Origin of the sequence: Chengkuizengella axinellae (genome assembly GCF_030730905.1) — a bacterium.
In the GTDB taxonomy this organism is placed as follows: domain Bacteria; phylum Bacillota; class Bacilli; order Paenibacillales; family KCTC-33759; genus Chengkuizengella; species Chengkuizengella axinellae.
On the sequence record NZ_JAVAMP010000006.1, the window covers coordinates 105,801 to 124,205 of the forward strand.

15 protein-coding genes are annotated in these 18,405 nt (G+C 34.2%); 4 read left to right on the plus strand and 11 right to left on the minus strand.

What is annotated here, in order from left to right; genetic code table 11:
• Positions 1 to 157: 157 nt before the first annotated feature.
• The 9 genes from Q5Y73_RS13645 to Q5Y73_RS13685 all read right to left on the minus strand — a co-directional run bounded on the left by Q5Y73_RS13645 (position 158) and on the right by Q5Y73_RS13685 (position 14,944).
• Positions 158 to 2,734 carry a carbohydrate binding domain-containing protein gene (locus Q5Y73_RS13645; protein ID WP_305992467.1) on the minus strand — a complete coding sequence of 859 codons (2,577 nt, stop codon included), beginning with the start codon at positions 2,732 to 2,734 and terminating at the stop codon, positions 158 to 160.
• A gap of 131 nt (positions 2,735 to 2,865) precedes the next feature.
• Positions 2,866 to 6,087: a cellobiose phosphorylase gene (locus Q5Y73_RS13650; RefSeq protein ID WP_305992468.1), complete on the minus strand. Its 3,222-nt coding sequence runs from the start codon at positions 6,085 to 6,087 to the stop codon at positions 2,866 to 2,868.
• A 90-nt stretch (positions 6,088 to 6,177) separates the two neighbouring features.
• A complete protein-coding gene (locus Q5Y73_RS13655) occupies positions 6,178 to 7,374 on the minus strand; it encodes a response regulator transcription factor (RefSeq protein WP_305992469.1) in 1,197 nt (398 codons plus the stop codon).
• 56 nt (positions 7,375 to 7,430) lie between these two features.
• Positions 7,431 to 8,771, minus strand: a complete 1,341-nt coding sequence (locus Q5Y73_RS13660; protein WP_305992470.1) for an ABC transporter substrate-binding protein — start codon at positions 8,769 to 8,771, stop codon at positions 7,431 to 7,433.
• Between the two features lie 68 nt (positions 8,772 to 8,839).
• Positions 8,840 to 10,666 carry a sensor histidine kinase gene (locus Q5Y73_RS13665; protein WP_305992471.1) on the minus strand — a complete coding sequence of 609 codons (1,827 nt, stop codon included), beginning with the start codon at positions 10,664 to 10,666 and terminating at the stop codon, positions 8,840 to 8,842.
• A gap of 295 nt (positions 10,667 to 10,961) precedes the next feature.
• Entirely contained in the window at positions 10,962 to 12,857 is a 1,896-nt protein-coding gene (locus Q5Y73_RS13670) for a PrkA family serine protein kinase (protein ID WP_305992472.1), read from the minus strand.
• Positions 12,858 to 12,977: 120 nt separating this feature from the next.
• Positions 12,978 to 13,121 (minus strand): hypothetical protein, encoded by a 144-nt coding sequence (locus Q5Y73_RS13675; RefSeq protein ID WP_305992473.1) that lies wholly within the window; start codon positions 13,119 to 13,121, stop codon positions 12,978 to 12,980.
• Positions 13,122 to 13,187: 66 nt separating this feature from the next.
• Positions 13,188 to 14,093, minus strand: a complete 906-nt coding sequence (locus Q5Y73_RS13680) for an NAD(P)/FAD-dependent oxidoreductase (RefSeq protein WP_305992474.1) — start codon at positions 14,091 to 14,093, stop codon at positions 13,188 to 13,190.
• Between the two features lie 80 nt (positions 14,094 to 14,173).
• Complete coding sequence (locus tag Q5Y73_RS13685; protein WP_305992475.1) at positions 14,174 to 14,944, minus strand: sulfite exporter TauE/SafE family protein; 771 nt, start codon at positions 14,942 to 14,944, stop codon at positions 14,174 to 14,176.
• A gap of 214 nt (positions 14,945 to 15,158) precedes the next feature.
• Between Q5Y73_RS13685 and Q5Y73_RS13690 the strand changes: the two genes are divergently transcribed.
• The 3 genes from Q5Y73_RS13690 (at position 15,159) to Q5Y73_RS13700 (ending at position 16,885) form a co-directional block, all read left to right on the plus strand.
• Positions 15,159 to 15,599, plus strand: a complete 441-nt coding sequence (locus Q5Y73_RS13690; RefSeq protein WP_305992476.1) for a hypothetical protein — start codon at positions 15,159 to 15,161, stop codon at positions 15,597 to 15,599.
• An 11-nt stretch (positions 15,600 to 15,610) separates the two neighbouring features.
• Positions 15,611 to 16,663, plus strand: coding sequence for a phosphodiester glycosidase family protein (locus Q5Y73_RS13695; protein WP_305992477.1), 1,053 nt, complete (start codon positions 15,611 to 15,613; stop codon positions 16,661 to 16,663).
• 96 nt (positions 16,664 to 16,759) lie between these two features.
• Positions 16,760 to 16,885 (plus strand): hypothetical protein, encoded by a 126-nt coding sequence (locus Q5Y73_RS13700; RefSeq protein ID WP_305992478.1) that lies wholly within the window; start codon positions 16,760 to 16,762, stop codon positions 16,883 to 16,885.
• Positions 16,886 to 16,999: 114 nt separating this feature from the next.
• Here the strand turns inward: Q5Y73_RS13700 and Q5Y73_RS13705 are convergent, their stop codons facing one another.
• A complete protein-coding gene (locus tag Q5Y73_RS13705; RefSeq protein WP_305992479.1) occupies positions 17,000 to 17,245 on the minus strand; it encodes an AbrB/MazE/SpoVT family DNA-binding domain-containing protein in 246 nt (81 codons plus the stop codon).
• A gap of 145 nt (positions 17,246 to 17,390) precedes the next feature.
• Positions 17,391 to 17,852: a tRNA (uridine(34)/cytosine(34)/5-carboxymethylaminomethyluridine(34)-2'-O)-methyltransferase TrmL gene (gene trmL / locus Q5Y73_RS13710; RefSeq protein WP_305992480.1), complete on the minus strand. Its 462-nt coding sequence runs from the start codon at positions 17,850 to 17,852 to the stop codon at positions 17,391 to 17,393.
• 198 nt (positions 17,853 to 18,050) lie between these two features.
• Between trmL and Q5Y73_RS13715 the strand changes: the two genes are divergently transcribed.
• Positions 18,051 to 18,401: a hypothetical protein gene (locus tag Q5Y73_RS13715; protein WP_305992481.1), complete on the plus strand. Its 351-nt coding sequence runs from the start codon at positions 18,051 to 18,053 to the stop codon at positions 18,399 to 18,401.
• The last annotated feature ends 4 nt before the right edge of the window (positions 18,402 to 18,405 follow it).

Consider the following 18,405-nt stretch of genomic DNA (forward strand, 5'->3'; position numbering starts at 1 on the left):
TAGACTCGGATATTTATAAAAAGTAAAGAAGATTTCAAGTTTTGAGGAAAGAAGAGCTAGGCTTTGCTCTTCTTATTCTAATAATAAAGCTCTTAACAAAACATTGTCAATAGCTTTTCCTCATGACAAAATATTGTAATATATCTAATTTTTATATTCACTCTACTTTTGCTATACTGAACCAATGCAAATTAACATTTGGCGCATAGATTTGTATCGTTTGAACCCCAGCATCCAAAGTAATGGAATCATTCATTAACTTATAAGATTGCCAGCCCCCTGTTCCCTTGACTTGCATCGTAGTCTTATAACTAGCGTCATTTTCTAAGACTTCTCCAGCAGCTAAATTTTCTGTAAATACACTACCAGGTTTAACTAACATACTTAATTGACCATTGTCCAGCTCAGACGCAGCGTAATAAGTTACTTTATAATCTCCTGCATCTTTTACATCAACAACATATTGCATCCAATCGCCTTCTTCTATAAATCCAACCGTTTCACCTTCAATGACAACACCTGACATATCATAATATTCCTTAGCACGGATGACTACTCGATCTTCCAACACAGTTGGTGCAAGAAGTTCTTTTAATATTACATTATCTAAATAAGCTGCACTGCTTTGATTTCCAAACAAGAACTGAAGTTGTGCATGCGTATCTGTATCATTTTCCATCTTAAATACAAAATTGTAGGTTTGAGATTCAGTAGATAAATTGAATGATTTTGATGCATGTATTGTATTTTCTGTTTCATTTGTCATTCTAACATCAATGGATCGCTCCTCTGCTGCACGGGAATCAAAGGAAAGTAAGTAGGTTTTCCCTTTTTCCATGTTTAATGCAGTCTGAACAAATCGAACAGATTCAGGTGAAGCTCCTACCTCGCTGATTGAAATCTCAAATTCTCTCTCCTCAAGGTTAACCCCTACAGCAGCAGCTGCATCTGCTCCATCTTCATTTATCAACTCCCAGAATGCCAAGCGCTGATCACCTTGATCAAAAGTTCCATTGTACACGTAATTTCCAGTAGGAAGAATGACTTTGGTTTCATTAGGGTCTTTTTCCTTCTTAACTAATTTCACATTATCTACCCATACTGGCAGGTCTGAAAATTGACCCATATTAAACTCGACACGTGCATTCATGTCTGAATCTTGTATCATGTCAAAAGTAAATTCAAAATGCTGCATGTTTTCATTTAAGGCAACATTTGTATCTTGGAAATAACGAGAAAAGTTGCGATCCGGTCCTGAAACATTCACCATCATTTCACGATTTCCAGTAGATCTAGCATCAAAAGAGATCGTATAACGTTCATTTTTCACCATAGGGATTTGTGTTTGTACTAATTGGATAGCCCAAGGTGCCTCACCTCTTTTTTGAATATCAGTGTGTAATTCACCTTCTTCAGCCATGACTTCACCCTCACCGCCAAATTGTGTTTTTGGCTCGTAAGGCTGAAAATCCCAGTTCGTCAACTCTTCATCAAATCCACCATTATAGACAAAGTTACCATCTTCTAAAGGCTCTCTAGCATCACCTGTTGTTTCAGTTGCGTAAGGGGACGGTTCTGGACGAGCTCCTGCTTCTCTATACTCCCCATCTAATTCATATACACGTACATAATCAATTAAAAATTGCTGCGGGAATACCGTCGTTTCATCAGGATAACCTGGCCAGTCTCCACCTACTGCTAGATTTAATTGTAAATAAAATTCACGATCATAAGGTGCAGGGTAAGTATAATTTTCTGGATTATTGGGGTCCTTTGAGAACCAATCATTTTGTTTAGAAAATAAAACATCGTCTACATACCATCTGATTTCTCCAGGTTCCCATTCTATCGTATACGTATGATAATCATCACTAAATTTCTCTCCATTTGGCAATTGATAGGATTCACCTGTATAAGTATGCGGAGAACCATAGTGTAAAGTTCCGTGAACTGTATAAGGATCGTGTCCTACAAGCTCAAAAATATCTATTTCACCAGATGAAGGCCACACATTATATACCTGATAATCTGTAGGCATCATCCATATTGCAGGCCAAATTCCTTGTCCTTCAGGGGATTTAGCTCTAATTTCAAATCTGCCGTATTTCCAATCTCCCTTACCCTCTGTGGTTAATTTCGCTGACGTGTATTCTTCAGCACCGAAATTTTCCTCATGTGCTTCAATAACAAGAGAACCATCTTCTATACGAGCATTTTCTGAACGGTTTGTATAGTTCTGTAATTCATGGTTGCCGTATCCACCGCCACCTTGAATGAAGTTCCACTTGCTTTCATCTATTTGTGCATCCTCGAAGTCGTCTTCCCATACTAAGCTCCATTTTTCAGTTTGGACTTTTCCATTAGATAACTTAATCTCTTTAAAATCTACAATTTTGTTATTGTCATCTACTAAAAATACACCTAAATATTTATTCGTTTTCCCATCCACTCCAGAAATATCCTCTCCTGGTGTGTATGAATTCGTAACTGTTCTATTAGAGGAAACTACTTCCCCTATCGTTGGCTCTGCAAAAGGCTCACTCGAAACTTGGACTGCCAAATGATGAATGGTTTCATCAAAATCAACAGAAACAGCTGTTGTCCCATGTGTTTTTCCTTTTGAAGCTTTAGGTTGAAATCCGCTTTTATCGCTATTTTGAGTCGAGTAGAAAACGATTCCAATTATAATAATGATGACTGCCAATGAAGTTAAAATTAACCCTAGTTTTTTCAATGTAATCCTCCACCTTCTGTCTGAATAAGAATACCCTTAAGAAGCTTTATTCTAAAAAGATATGAAACTAAAATACACGCTATCTTTTAGAAATAAAATGAAGAGCTCCTTATAGGGTATTCATCCTAAAATTATGCTAAGTAAGCATCTATTTTTATAATCTTACCTTCACGCACCATGGATGCATATGGATCTGGGACAAAATGATCTTCGATCGTAACTTGCTCCCCATCTTCGGTAGTAAGTACGAATTTATTCACTTGTACTCCATCTGCTCCAAATGTATTTTTCCCTGATTTATTAATGTAAGTCACATCACATTTAGATAAGAAATTGAATTGAACCGTGCCATTTTCATCAAATAACCATCCTGGTAATATTGGCTTTAATTTCAAGCTAAGCTTGCCATCTTCCATTTGAAATGGTTGTTTGTTCGCCATCATCAAATACCAAATAGAAAGAAACTCTGCTGTAGAACCACTTAACCTTGCCACAAAACCTGTACCGTGTTGAGTCACATCAGGATTTGCACTGCTCGCGATAAATGAACTATTTTCTAGAATACTTCTTCCATAAACCTCTGGATCTAAAAATGGGACCATTACATTTTGCATATCTTCAAAAAACTCATCATATAAACCTGCTTTTAACACCTCTAAAATATACTTATATTCCATATGCATAAAGACAGATTCATTTTCCAGCCAGCCTGGAGTAAAGGCTCTAACCCTTCCCAACTCAAAGGACTCTTCTTCTAAAGAAGCATTCACCTTATACATTTTTAACTTTTTATCATATACGCCACTATTTTTAATTTGCTGATAAAGCTTTTGTTTTTCTTCAAACGAATCCAATACTTTAAGTGCTCTAGTAGGACCTTCCAAAAATTGAGGAAGATTGTTCAGCTTAAACTTCGTCACCTTCACATTTGGCAAATGATTTTTGTTTAATTTTTGTTTTCCATCTTCAGTTGTGATCTGTTCATAACTGTCTGCTTCAAAATAGAAATAAGTTGGATATTTCCCATCATTCAATTCTAAAGCACGCTTCATTCCTTCATTCATTTTGTTTACAAATTTATTCAATATATGAACGATCTCTGAGACTTCGAATTCCGCTTCTGCCCCATCAATTCCATACTTTGTTTTCTCACGATATTGTTCTCTAGCAGTAGATACTTGATCCCAATATTGATAGTCCTTATCTAATTGCTCTGACGCATTATAAGTATCAAGATAACCTTCTATAGCTTTCAGCAAATCAGCCATTTCCACTGGAAGTTTTATTGTTTTGCTAATGCCTTCACTTGAGGAAATCACAAATTGAAGGAGTCTTTTTAATTCACTTGCTTCACTAAACCCAGAGGCGAATAAGCCTGGCAAACCATTCATTGAATCGTTCCAACCTGGTTTGTTCGCTTCCATCTCAACACCTAGTCCATATGGATCTAATGTTGCAAATTTATTCAAAGCCAAAGAAACAGCTTTACTATATAAATTTGTATAATAAATGTCACCTTCTCCAAACTTCGTTCTCACCCAATTAGGCAATTCAGTTCTTGCATGAAGCATGGATTCTTTTTCAGCATCTTCTTCAATTGCATCATATTGACGTACCTTTCCATCAACCAATACATATTTGTCCTCTCTTGGCAATACAATGGCTGGGCTGTCAAAGTAAGTATAGGTTTGTTTGTCAAACAACATTTCATGAAGACGATCAGGATAAATAGCTAAGTAACTATCCACTAAGTCCATATTATATGTCCAATGATCTACCCAATATCCTTCTCCAAATTCTGCTTCAACATGCTGTTCACTAATTTGAAGAGCTTCTAATAAAAACTGCTCTTCAGAAACTTCAAGTTTAATATTTCTATTGCCAATCTGTGTTAATAGCTCACCCGGTGTGTATGGTTTAGTAAAGAAGGTTGTAATTTTATTTTTATCGTTGTCATGAACAAACTTTAATATCATATCCAATTGATCTTGCTTCACTGTAAAACTGCAGCCTTTTACTACAAGTGGGTTATATCCATCTGTCTGCATAAGGTTAAAAAACATGTTCACATTAAAATCTTCAATTTCTGGATGGAACAGCACATCACTTCTTCGATTTTGATTCGCATCTCTAAAGTTTCCGTTCCCTTGTGAATAATACCCTGCTTCTAACGAGAAGAAGTTATAATCCCTCTCTAAATCACCATGTTTTCTAGAGTAAATATGATACACAAGTGACTTGTCACCTGCTTCAAACGTAACGGGATAACCGCCTCGAAGAAGATTGTCCAAATAGTTTTGCTTACAGTAAGCGTCAAATAAACTAGAAGACGTCTTTGTAGCAATATCATTTGTTAATTCTTCAACTAATTGCTGTGCCTCATTTCGTTTTGTATCAATGTAGGATTTTTGGCTTAATTCATCTTTGCGTGAATTGATCTGTTCGATATCATGAACAAAACCTATCATTGTATTAATTTCAACAGATTGTCCTGGCTGCAATTCTTTTTCTAGTCCTGAAAAACCTGTAGGCACTTTATTCGTTGTCACTTGCTGTTGACTTAGTAAGTCTCCAAGAGAATTTTTCAAAAATACATCTGGTTTGTTAAAGGATGTGTTCATGCCAAACACAAGATTTGCATCTACAATTGGCGAAATTAAGTTGTCATCATCAAAACTTAAATAAAAATAACCACCTTTAATTTCTCCTACTGCTGCAGAATCCGCTGTATCCCCTCTTAACTTATAAAAAGGAATCCCTTGATCCAAGTTATATACGTCCATCCAGCTTTTTAACGTATGACCCAATCTTTTATAAGGCTCTTCTGTAATACCGTATGGAAGAATAGAAGGCATTCCATCTAATACTTCACATTTTACTTTTTCTTCAGAAATATTTTTAATTTTCACTGTACGAACTAAAGATGCAAATGATTCATTAGGCAAAGTGTAATAACTAACGGATACTTGCAATCCTGTTTCTTTATTGGTGGAATCGATTTCAAGAAGATTAGATGAAATGTACATATTTTCATCTAACTGTAAATCACCACTCTGATATGTAAAAGGTTCATAGTATCCTTTTTTCTCGCCTTTATTATATTTAATAAAGGTACGAAAACCTGTTGTAGGAATTTGCTGATAAGATTTATTAGCTGGAAAAAACTCCATGATAGAACTATCTTTATTTTGTACTCCGAAGCTCGCAATGCCTTGTCCTCGGTTCACATAAAAAGCCCAAATTGGAATTCCCATCGTTCCAGCAATACCAGGAAAAAAACTGGAAAAAGGTTTTTGATTGTTATAATCTCTGATCACAAATCGTTTTTGTTCATCAAAAAAGTATGGTTTCATCTTAGCCTCCAAATGAGTTAATATATTATATCTTTCCCTATAATATAACAAAATCAATGACAAATTAGTAGTAATTAAAATAAAGTTCAATTATTGCGATTGTTTATGCTGTGACTTACTTTGTTCTCTATAATCATAAGGGCTCATATTTTCAAAAGCTTTAAATACTTTGCTAAAATGAGCTTGATCTGTATATCCAACCATTTTGCATATTTGATAAATTTTATGATTAGTCTCTTTTAATAAGTCCTTTGCTTTATTAATTCGAGTTTTTGTCACATAATGACTAAAGGTCACTCCCATTTCGCTCTTAAACAAACTGCTCAAATAGTTAGGGTTAACAAACAATTGCTCAGCTAAGGAAGTTAAGGTGATTTCTTTATCATAGTCATTTTCTACAAATTCAATTACAGAGCGTATCAATCGATGAATAGACTCATTTGATTTCCCTTTCTTCACTTGCTCCTCTTCTTTGTATAAACCTAGCTCTTTAAGACTTTTTTTGTAAAGTTTACTAACATCATTCAATTGACCGCTAACCCCACCAATTCCAATTTCAAAACTTCTTTTTAAAATTTGTTCTATCGCATTGGTAATGTTTTTTAATACAGCGTCGTACTTTTTGGTTTGATCCTTTTGTGAAAATAAAAGTGTTGTAATATGGCTTTCCTCAACAACAACAATGGATGTACCCATTTCACTTAATACATCCGTGATAATATTTTTCAAGGAGAATCGTATTGTTTTTTTTCTCAATTCTTCAGGCTTCATCGTGATAGAAAACAAATAAATAGATTGGAATTCAGGAAACAATGATTCATCATAATATGGGACTGGCATTTCATAAAAAAGGTCCTGAACCCTTTTCTCCAATAGATTCTTTTCTCTTAGTCGACCAATCTCTTTTTTGGATTTTCGATTGTTGATCATCATTTCAATCTTGCTTATAATTTCTCTAACACTTTCCACCGAAGTTGGTTTTAATAAATAATCAACTACTTTGTATTGTAACGCCGTACGGGCATACTCAAAATCAGCATGACCTGTCAGCATAACAACATATGTTTTGGAATTAGATTCATAAATATATTTTGCCAACTGCAAACCATCCATTCCAGGCATTCTTATATCTGTAATCACGATATCAAACTTTGTATTCTTTAGTTTTGAGATTGCATCTTCCCCATCTTCAGCTGTTTGCACCTCGTAATCATCTTCAATCGTTCGGATCATATTGGCCATAGCATTTCTTACAATGGGTTCATCATCAACCATTAATATATTCATGCTTACCTCCTTTTTTTAAATAGAAATCATATTTTTTTTAGTAGTTGAAACAAAAGTTATTTTTTAATTAATTCACTTTTAATTTGCTGCATTGCGTTGTCCCAGGCGTCCTCTGGAGAGGCATTATACTGATCCACTTGCAGCAGAGCATCATCTATAATTTCAGTTACAAAATGTTGATACGGGCCTTCATAAACTGGTTCCAGCTTCTCGGCTGATTCCGTAAATATCTCACCTACAGGTGCATTATTAAAATAATGCAATTTTGTTTCTAAAATGATAGGATCATCATACAACATAGAAGCTGAAGGGAAAATCTTATCCTTCGTAAAAACTCTAAGCTGACTTTCTAATGAAGTTAAGTGCTCTATTAATTTATACGCTTCTCTAGGATGTTTTCCTTCTTTTGGCATCGTTAAAAATGATCCCCCCCAGTTTCCTCCTCCTTCAGGTAAATAAGTTACATCCCATTCACTCAACTTACTCACATTAACTGATGAGGTGTTATTTGAGATGAGTGCATCTTCAATGATTGACAACATCCAAGAAGTAGCAAACGTAATCGCAAATTCATTTTCTCTTATGATTTCACCCCATTGAGGTTCATAAAGCTGTGGAGCCCCTCTGGAAAAGCCCATCTCCTTTGCAATCACCGCGTAATCCCACGCTTTTTTTACATTTGGGTTTGTATCCACAATTAATTTATTTGTACCTTCCTCAAAATACTGTTGTTCTCCTTGGCCTAAAATCACCCGATATAAAATGTAAATATTATCGATCATGTAAATATTATGTTCCTTTAATATTTCCCCAACCTCAAATAAATCATCCCAAGTCTTAATTCTCATTGAAACTAATCTACGATCGGTTGGTAAGCCAGCTTTTTTAAACAAGCTTCTATTGTACAGCATAGCTACTGGTCCTATATCCGTAGGCAAACCGAATAAAAACCCATCTCGATTGGATGCTTGCTGCCATTTCCAATCCAAGTATTGATCCTTTAATGTCTGCCCTCCATATAGTGTTAAATCATAAAAAGCTTTATCAAATTCTTTGAAACGCTCCAAATAACTTACCTCAACTAGACTTATATCTGGCGCACCATATCCAGCTGCAAACGCAGTTTGTAAATTATAATGTGTGTCTTCATAAGACAGTACAATCGTGTTAACGTTAACATCATCATGCTGTAAATCATATTCTCTTATCAGGTCCTCTAATCCACTTCCGTCCCATAACCATACGGTTAATTCAACCACTGAATCAGTATTTGTACGGTTCGTAGCTATGTTTCCAAAATCATAATCATAATCATTCCATACATTACATGCAGAAAGCTGCAGCATCAAGAAAATGGAAAACACAATCATAATACGTTTACTAAGTGAATGAATCATAACGTTCCTCCATATGATAATTCTTGTTTACGAATTAGCACTAACGTTTTTTTTCGATTTGGTGCAATCTAACTCTTATCTTTTTTGATTGGAAGTTTAATGTTTACTTTTAAACCTCCTAATGTACTTTGTGAAAGCTTCATCCCGTAATCTTTCCCATAAATTAGTTGGATTCGATATCTTAAGTTGGAAATACCGATACCTGAATGCATAATATTATGATCATTCATTTCAGCATGAATTTCAGCATGTTCAATTTTCTCCATTTCCGACTCAGTCATACCTATACCATTGTCCTCTACAATAAAATGAATATGATTGTCTTCTCTATAAATTTGAATATGAATGATCCATTCCTTCATCCTCTTTGGTTCCAAACCATGTGATATAGCATTTTCTACTAGAGGCTGCAATAACAGCTTCATAATATAAGTGGTTAGTACGGATTCAGGATTGACGTTAATTTCCACTTTCAATTTTTCTCCATATCTCGCTTTTAAAATATCTAAAAAGTGATTTAAGTGCTTCAAATCCTCATCGATCGTAACTAATTCCGATCCAGGTTGAATACTGTAACGAAGAAGATCGCTTAAACTTAACACCATATTGGCCGTCTTATACTGTCCTTCATTAATCAATTCCCAATATATCGTGTTTAACGTATTGTATAAAAAATGAGGCTTAAATTGAGCTTTAAGTGCAATTAATTGTGCATGTTTTTCACTGATTTGTTTATCTGATAAATCTTTTATGGTTTGCTTTAAATCTTGCTGCATCTGATTATAACTATGATACAGCATATCTATTTCTTTATTTTCCATAAACCCTTTATAAGGCTCTAATGGTCCATGACCTAGTCTATTTAATCTAACAGCAAGTTTACTAATCGGTTTCGATATACTCCATGAGAAAAATAAAATAAAAATCAGTGCAGATATGATACCCGTCATTCCAATAAGAAATAAGCTGTCTTCAATATTCTCTAAATCTTTAAAAGCCTCTTCTATGTCAACATAAACCATAAAGGTCCAACCGCTGTAGTCAGATTGTGTATGAGAGATATATGTAATTTCGCCGTCTACTTCCCATTCAATCATACGATCTTGATGCATTTTCATCATATTCAGCAAACCAGCTTCTACTTGAGTTCCAATTTGACTTTTATCTTCAGAGTATATGACGTTTCCAAATCGGTCAACAATCTGTACCTTGCCACTTGTACCAAAATTGACCTCACCGACAAGTCTTTCAAGGGTTTGAATTGGAAATACTGTAAACAAATAACCGATATGATCAAGTTGGTTTACATCATTGATTTGTCTTGCCCCGATGACAGACGGCAATATTTTTTCATTTCTCCAAGAATCACCTGCTATCCATACCATCCTGCCAGTAAATTCATCTACAGTATCAAACCAAGGTTTGTTTTTCATTTCATGTAATGTTTGAGGTAAAAACAAAGTGTTATTTGCATCGAAATCAATTCCCGCATTATCTATAACTTGAATAAAATAATCCTCTTTAATAAAGCGGCTTTGTTCTCCAATAATCCTATCAATTTCAAAATTTCTTTTAGAGCTTTCTTCTTTTATAATGTTTGCAAAATGTTCTTGTAAATTTGGATGAAACTCTAACATACTTTGTATGTAAATAAGGTATTCTTGTAAAACAGGATGAAAAGCTACCGTTTGTGATACTTTGTCAAACTCCATTAAATTAACATCAATTTTCCCTTTTAATTGGATGACAGATTCCTGTAAATACTCTGAAGTTTTCACTAAAACAACCTCTGAAGAGTTTTTAATAGAAAAGTAACTTATTAGACTTATTGTGATGAGCAGAATCGTTGAAAAAACCACCATCAGCTGAACTACGATCGGTATTTTTTTATTCAAATTGATGCTCACCCCTAATTGCAAATGAAATCGTATTCAGTATACATTACAAATTGAATTTACGTAAAAGTTCATGATCTATTGAAAACCAGTCACATCCATGTGACTATTTTAATACCAACACGTCCTATGCTGGTAAAATTGGACTTTTTGAACAACCTCTAAAATATATAATATTAGCTTAGTCCTTGTCTATATTTCTGTCAAATATTATACAAGTCTATTCGTGCATAACAAAAACTGTCCTTCATCAAATCCAAGGACAGTTTTCATCATCTGAGAAGTAAGATTCTCTTTATCGATTTAATAAACTTCCCACATACCTCAACATCTCATTTGCACATATTGAACAATAACCATGTTCTTCAATTAACCTTTTGGATACCTCATTTATCTTTTTCAGCTGTTTTTCATTTGGTGTTTTTGTTGAGGTTGTAATTTTGACTATATCCTTCAAATCTGCAAATAATTTTTTCTCAATGGCTTCCTTCAATCTCTCATGACTGCTGTAATCAAATTTTTTATTTTTTCTAGAATAAGAAGACATTCGAATTAATATTTCTTCACGAAATGCTTTTTTTGCATTTTCAGAAATACCAATCTGTTCTTCAATCGATCTCATTAAACGTTCGTCTGGATCCATTTCTTCGTCTGTAATTGGATCTTTCATTTTATTATGATTGCAAAAGGCTTCAATATTATCTAAATAGTTCTCAAACAATGTTTTGGCAGATTCCTCAAAGGAATAAACAAAGGCTTTTTGTAATTCTTTTTTGGCGAGCTCATCATATTCTTTTCTAGCTAAAGAAATAAAGTTAAGATAACTTTCTTTTTCTTCTTTGGTGATAGATGAATGCTGATCTAATCCATCTTTTAATGATCTAAGCACATCCAATGCATTAATGCAGTCAATATCTTGTCGTATAAGGGCACTTGAAATGCGATTCACAACATATCTTGGATCTATACCCGACATTCCTTCTTCTTCATATTCATTCTGCATTTCCTTCAAATCCGCATCTTTAAACCCTTCAACAGATTCTCCGTCATACATTCTCATTTTTTTAATAAAGTCCATACCCTGTTTTTTTGTTTCTTTTAATCTTGTCAGAATGGAAAATATACTTGCTGTTTTTAAAGTATGTGGTGCAATGTGAATATGATTTACATCACCTTGCTTAATTAATTTTTGATATATTTTTTCCTCTTGAGTGACCTGTAAATTATAAGGAATAGGCATAATGATCATTCTAGATTGGAGTGCTTCATTCTTTTTATTGGCAATAAAGCCTTTATACTCTGCTTCATTTGTATGAGCTACAATCAATTCATCAGCTGATATTAATGCAAACCTTCCTGCTTTAAAATTACCTTCCTGTGTGAGTGAAAGTAAGTTCCATAAAAACTTCTCATCACACTTCAACATTTCTTGAAACTCCATCATTCCTCGATTGGCTTTATTCAGTTCTCCATCAAAACGGTAGGCCCTAGGATCTGATTCTGATCCATACTCCGTAATAGTCGAAAAATCGATACTTCCTGTTAAATCTGCAATGTCTTGAGATTTTGGATCAGATGGACTAAAAGTACCAATACCAACACGTTTATCCTCTGACAAAGTAATTCTTTCAACCTCTACATCTTCAATTTTGCCACCGTATTCCGTTTTCAAGCGCATCTGACATGATGGGCATAAATTACCTTCAATTCTTACATCCAATGCTTTTTCAATTTCAGGTCTAAGTTCATGAGGGATTAAATGTAAGGGTTCTTCATACATAGGGCATCCTTTAATTCCATATAAAGCGCCCTCTTCTGTACGTGAGTATTGTTCTAATCCACGTTTCAACATCATTACGAGTGTGGATTTCCCTCCACTCACAGGTCCCATAAGCAGCAATATTCTTTTCCTTACATCTAATCTACGCGCAGCTGAATGAAAATACTCTTCTGTTAATTTTTCTAATGTATTGTTTAATCCATATATTTCTTGCTCAAAAAATGTATATATTCTCTTTCCATTCTCTTCTGTCACGCCATGTGATGCAATCATGTCATAAACTCTTGCATGTGCAGTTCTACATACGCTTGGATTTTTTCGTACAATTTCAGTATAGTCCTTGAAGGTTCCTGACCAAGTCAACTTCTCCTCTTCTGCCCGATGGCTAGTGATCCTTTTAAAAATATCCATGTTTCACTCCTCCCAACTCATCATGGGCAATGCAATAAATAGTTAACATTCACGAAAGGAAAAAAATGATTCGTATTAATATTTATGCAGTAAGTGAGGGGATGTTGACGAGAAATTTAACTAACATTCATTTGGATTGTCGTCATTTTCCTGAATTTCTGCTTTCAAAGCCTGAATAGCTTCATCTTCCTGGTTTTTTTTAGCTCCTTCATTTTTATTAAATTTATTGTTTTCTCTTTCTTGTCCTTCATTATGATTTTTCATTTTAAGTACCTCCTATGATGTGATATGAACGATCATATGGATAGTTCTATTTTAGATTGTCAATTCTCATTTGGAATTATTCAGTAGCGTTTTATGTATCCATATTGCTGATTGTGATCCTTCTCCCATAGCGATAGATACCTGCTCAGAGTGTACGTTAATATCTCCAGCAGACCACACATTTTTTATATTCGTCATTTTTGTACGTGGATCTGTTATGATATGCTTATTTTCTAATCTTTCAACGCCTAACTGTTTTGCAATCAAAGAGTTTACTTCATTTCCACCAAATGCAATAAAACCTTTTTCACACTTTTTCACATCCCCATTCCTCAAAACAACACTGTAAATCATTCCTTTTACTTCTAACACTTTTTCAATGGGTTCGCTTGAATATTCAATCTGCTCCTGCTCCATTTTTTCTTTGATATGCGAACTGACTTGTTTTTGTTCATGATTGATATATACTAAATCATTTGTCCAATATTTTAATGCGAGCGCCATTTTGGCTCCTATATCACCAGCACCTAAAACAACAGTTCTTTTATTCTTCACTTCATAACCATCACAATCAGGGCAAACATAAACAGATAAGCCTAGACATGAGATTAATTCTGGCATTTTCGGCATACGATCCAATATACCTGTGGCTATCAATAAAGTTTTTGCTTTATATACTTGATTGTCTTCTTTTATATGAATATGTAACTCTTCAGATTTTTTTATAGCTTGAACAACTTCACCATGTATAAATTCTACATTTAAACTTTCTGCATGACTCTTTCCAAGTTCCCTTAATTTTTGTCCTGATATCCCGTTCGGCCAGCCCAATAAATTGTGATAACTTCTGCATAAAGTTGATCTTCCATACCCTTTGTCTATGACAAGCACCTCATGTTCATACCTGCCTAATTGTATTGCAGCCTGCAACCCAGCAATTCCACCACCAATAATAATACAATCATATAACATATTTGGTGACTTCCCTTCTTCATCATATTTTGCATAAAAAAAACACTGACATTAGTTTTTCTTTAATCAGTGTTTTTAATCTATATCATTTTTATTCCACTAAATAATATGATTGTAGCAAGAATCGCTCTTAATGGTTTTGTTGGGACCTTTGCTGACAGCGTGCTTCCAAGTAATACCCCAGGAATAGAACCTAGTAGCAGTTTAAAAGTTAGAAGGTAGTCCACATTTCCTAAACCTGCATGTAAAAATCCAGCTACTGTAACCAGTAATAATGCATGGGCTATATCCGTTCCAACAATCTCAGATCCTTTTAATCTATACAAATATAGGAGAGCAAGAGCAAAAAGAGAGCCTGATCCTATAGAAGTTAATCCAACTAAAAACCCTAAAATAAATCCAATCGTAATTGTTAATGCTTTTTTCTCTTCCAGCGGTTTTTTCTGCCAACGATTTTCTCTCCATTTTTTATCAAAAATTTGTCTGAAAATCGTTGCAATCGCGATGACAATTAACATTACTCCCAAAGCACTTTTCATAATTGATTCTTGATTTTGAAAAAAACTCTCAAACATACTTAGAGTACCAATTGCAGTGATTGCTCCAGGGATACTTCCTATTGCAAAGTATTTCACTAATTTTAAATTAATTGTTTTCTGCCGATAATGTTGGATTGCTCCAAATAATTTTGTGATCGAATTATAAAATAAGTCGGTCCCGATTGCAATTGTAGCAGGCACTCCGAGCATAATCATGATAGGGGTTAATAAGGCAGCTCCCCCAACACCCGTTAACCCTACTAAAAACCCAACAACGAGTCCAAGTACAGTCATTTCAATTCCAAATCCCATAACATACACCTCATGAAGTAATTCCGAGTATTTACATAGGATTATAAGGTAATAGGTTAAATAAGTAAAGTATTTTTTCAAAAAAACCGCATTAGTACTAGTAATATATTCTATTTGTTTCTCTATGACTATTCTTCACTTTTTGGGGTGACTAAAATCTAGTATACTAGTAAATAGACTGACTAAAAATCATAGACATCCGAGGTGAACTATCATGAATACTTCTCTAGAAACAGAACAGACTATTCATCCTATGTCCAAAAAGAAAACGAAAAAAATAAAACGAAAAAAATGGATTCAATTTCTTGGTTTTATTTTAGTTTGGGCCTTATTAATCAGTGGTGGATTATATGGAAGCAAAATGTATGTTGAACATTTAAAAGAGCAAATATTAGCTGATCTCTCAACTCAGATGGAAGAGAAGCTATCCGATGTGCAAGTTGATGTTGCGGAACAAATTGACGAGGTAGAAATCAACATCTTATCCGATATTGAGACACTTCAAGAGCAGATTACATCCTTTAATCAATTATTAAATTTCGCAAAGGACAGCACAAACGATCAGACCGACAACAGCAACCAGCTTTATTCTCAGTTGGTTGAGCTTCAAGAACAATTAAGTCAATTACAAAAAGAATTGGATCTCATCAAATGAGTTATTCATATATGAATAGATTATTGATTCTTACCTTAGCTCCATTTATTGGTATAATGGTTTGGCTGTATTCTACAACAATTCTTATGGAAATTTCTCAGCCGAATTTGTCACCGGTTCCTTCAGTTTCTATTAATCAACAAGCAAATGACTTATTGATAGATTTAAATACTGCTGAAAGCCACATTCAGGAAATCGAATCTTCATTATCTAATTTATTCGATATCTATAATAAAAGTGCAGATACGGCAAATCAACTTGTTAATACTGCTTCAGCTCAAGTAGATAAACCAGGAATTATTTATGACAATAGAATCATTAGCAAGCTTGGGACTCCCACTAAACATATTCAATCTGAAAACATCGATTTAAAACTTTTTAACATTACAGAAGACACATATAAGGGATATGCTGTCAAAATTGATCTTAAAACAGATGATGCTATGGATATGGTATTAGCAAAGGATGAACTTGGTAAGAGCGAAACTACCTTGCAGGCTGTACAAAGAACAGGTGCCATTGCAGGAATTAATGCAGGGGGATTTGCAGATGATTGGCGGACAGGGAAACGTTATCCATTAAGTACTACAATTGTTGATGGAAGTTATGTCACAGGCTTTGAAGCTAGTTTTAAAGATTTATTTTTTGTTGGATTGGATGATGAGGGAAAGCTGATAGGCGGCAATTTTTATAATCGTGCTGACTTAGACAACCTATCACCACAATTTGGAGCTACATTTGTACCTATCTTAATCCAAAACCAAACTAAACAATCCATTCCTAGTAAATGGTTAACATCACCTAAACGAGCAGCTCGTACTGTAATTGCGAACTATAAAAATGACCACCTACTATTTATAGTGACGGAAGGTCAAGATTCAATTGGAAAATATGGCGCATCATTACCTGAGTTACAAGATAAACTATTAGAACTAGGAGTTATAGATGCTTATAATCTTGATGGTGGGGGATCTACATCATTAGTAATCAATGGTAGCACGATAAATCGTCCAAGTGATGGAAAGTTGAGACCATTACCAACACATTTTTTGTTTTTCAAATAAACTTTCAAAAAATATTCGAATTTGACATTGGTTTTTTATAGCGATTTGGGTATAATAAACGTAACTGTACATGTTACCGCTAGGAGGTTAAATTTGATGTTTGAAGAGATGTTTTGGTTTTTATCATCTACAACATTTTGGTTAGTTATCATTGTGTTTGCAATGTTTTTAACAGCTATTTTAACATCTTCATTTAGTGACGATAAAACAAAAGGACTTTAGAACTAAAAGATTCATTAAACGTAAGCAAGATGGGAAATAATAATATCAAAACAAAAAACAAACTCCTTAATTCACATCTTAAAGGAGTTTGTTTTTTTATGATCATGATTTGATTTATGCAAATTGAGACATTTCACTCAAACAAGAAGAGCAAATATATTTTTCCCTATACTCAACCACATTATCAGAAGATGTACAAAAAACACATCTTGGTTTATATTTTTCCAAAATGATATGATCACCTTGAACTAATATCTCAACTGGGTCTCCTTCATTCATCATATACCTTTTTCGCAAAGATTTTGGTAATACGATACGTCCTAGTTGATCCACCTTGCGAACAACACCCATTGGCTTCATGCATATTCACCTCATTTTATATTTATCTAGGATAATATTCGACATAAATCGATAAATTCCTTCTAATTTCGCTAATTTTTATATTTTTTAGCATATTGAAAATATTGTTTGTTTGTGTTATTTAAAATCAAATATACTCATTCTATCAATCCATGTTTGAAAAACCAACTTGCCTTAAGGCTTCATATACTATCACTGCTGCCACATTCGATAAATTCAATGATCTAACAGCCCCTGTCATAGGCAGCCTCATACAAGTATCCTTATTAGCCTCTAACATTTCCTTAGGTAAACCCGCTGATTCTTTTCCTAGAACAAAAAAATCTCCATCCTGGTACTCAAAATCAGTATATAAATGATCTGTTTTCGTTTCTACAAAGAAAAACCTATGCTCTGCATATTTTGCTTGCAGCTTTTCAAATGAATCATGATGTTCTACATCCACTTCATGCCAATAATCTAATCCTGCTCTTTTTAAAGCTTTATCACCTGTCTCAAAACCTAAGGGATGAACTAAATGCAACCGAACTCCTGTCGCCGCGCAGGTTCTCCCAATATTCCCTGTATTAGAAGGAATTTCAGGTTCTACTAGTACTATGTGTATCATATATCCTCACCTTTATTCTAAACTAAACAGTATTTTAACACATATTTAAATGAATTACTTATTAGATTTTCAAACAAATGCTTGGAAATAGAGGGAAAATCCACATTTGTAGCTGTACTTAAGTACAATCTATTCAACCCAAGTAAGAATACTATATTAATAGAAAGGAAAAATGATTAATGATTAAAAAGAAAAGAAATGCCCTTATCAGCAGTTTCTTTTCCTATATCCCAAGTCAAGGCTGTTTCAGTCAATGCTATATTTCCCGATATTAAACTGCTTCCAATCAAAAAAAGCAACTGTACTTGTAAATGTATCGAAGACCCAGCTACTAGATTATTAGAAGAGAACATTGAAGAGAGCGTTAGTTTAAGTGCGCTCGTCCCATTATTCTTATTCGAAAATTCAGTTGAATTTATTGAAGATGTTGGCGAGGGAATAGTAGTGTTCAGTATTACATTTGGTACTCAGGAATTTCAAGTAGCTTTATCTACTTGTGCAGTGACACGTGTAGAAACATTAATTGAGCAGAAACTCCCCAATAGTTGACCTT

What these genes read in the sequence shown, in the direction of transcription:
- Q5Y73_RS13650 (WP_305992468.1), bottom strand. Translation starts at nt 6,087, where the DNA reads ATGAAACCATACTTTTTTGATGAACAAAAACGATTTGTGATCAGAGAT.
- Q5Y73_RS13655 (WP_305992469.1), bottom strand. Translation starts at nt 7,374, where the DNA reads ATGAATATATTAATGGTTGATGATGAACCCATTGTAAGAAATGCTATG.
- Q5Y73_RS13660 (WP_305992470.1), bottom strand. Translation starts at nt 8,771, where the DNA reads ATGATTCATTCACTTAGTAAACGTATTATGATTGTGTTTTCCATTTTC.
- Q5Y73_RS13670 (WP_305992472.1), bottom strand. Translation starts at nt 12,857, where the DNA reads ATGGATATTTTTAAAAGGATCACTAGCCATCGGGCAGAAGAGGAGAAG.
- Q5Y73_RS13675 (WP_305992473.1), bottom strand. Translation starts at nt 13,121, where the DNA reads ATGAAAAATCATAATGAAGGACAAGAAAGAGAAAACAATAAATTTAAT.
- Q5Y73_RS13680 (WP_305992474.1), bottom strand. Translation starts at nt 14,093, where the DNA reads ATGTTATATGATTGTATTATTATTGGTGGTGGAATTGCTGGGTTGCAG.
- Q5Y73_RS13685 (WP_305992475.1), bottom strand. Translation starts at nt 14,944, where the DNA reads ATGGGATTTGGAATTGAAATGACTGTACTTGGACTCGTTGTTGGGTTT.
- Q5Y73_RS13690 (WP_305992476.1), top strand. Translation starts at nt 15,159, where the DNA reads ATGAATACTTCTCTAGAAACAGAACAGACTATTCATCCTATGTCCAAA.
- Q5Y73_RS13695 (WP_305992477.1), top strand. Translation starts at nt 15,611, where the DNA reads ATGAATAGATTATTGATTCTTACCTTAGCTCCATTTATTGGTATAATG.
- Q5Y73_RS13700 (WP_305992478.1), top strand. Translation starts at nt 16,760, where the DNA reads ATGTTTGAAGAGATGTTTTGGTTTTTATCATCTACAACATTTTGGTTA.
- Q5Y73_RS13705 (WP_305992479.1), bottom strand. Translation starts at nt 17,245, where the DNA reads ATGAAGCCAATGGGTGTTGTTCGCAAGGTGGATCAACTAGGACGTATC.
- trmL (WP_305992480.1), bottom strand. Translation starts at nt 17,852, where the DNA reads ATGATACACATAGTACTAGTAGAACCTGAAATTCCTTCTAATACAGGG.
- Q5Y73_RS13715 (WP_305992481.1), top strand. Translation starts at nt 18,051, where the DNA reads ATGCCCTTATCAGCAGTTTCTTTTCCTATATCCCAAGTCAAGGCTGTT.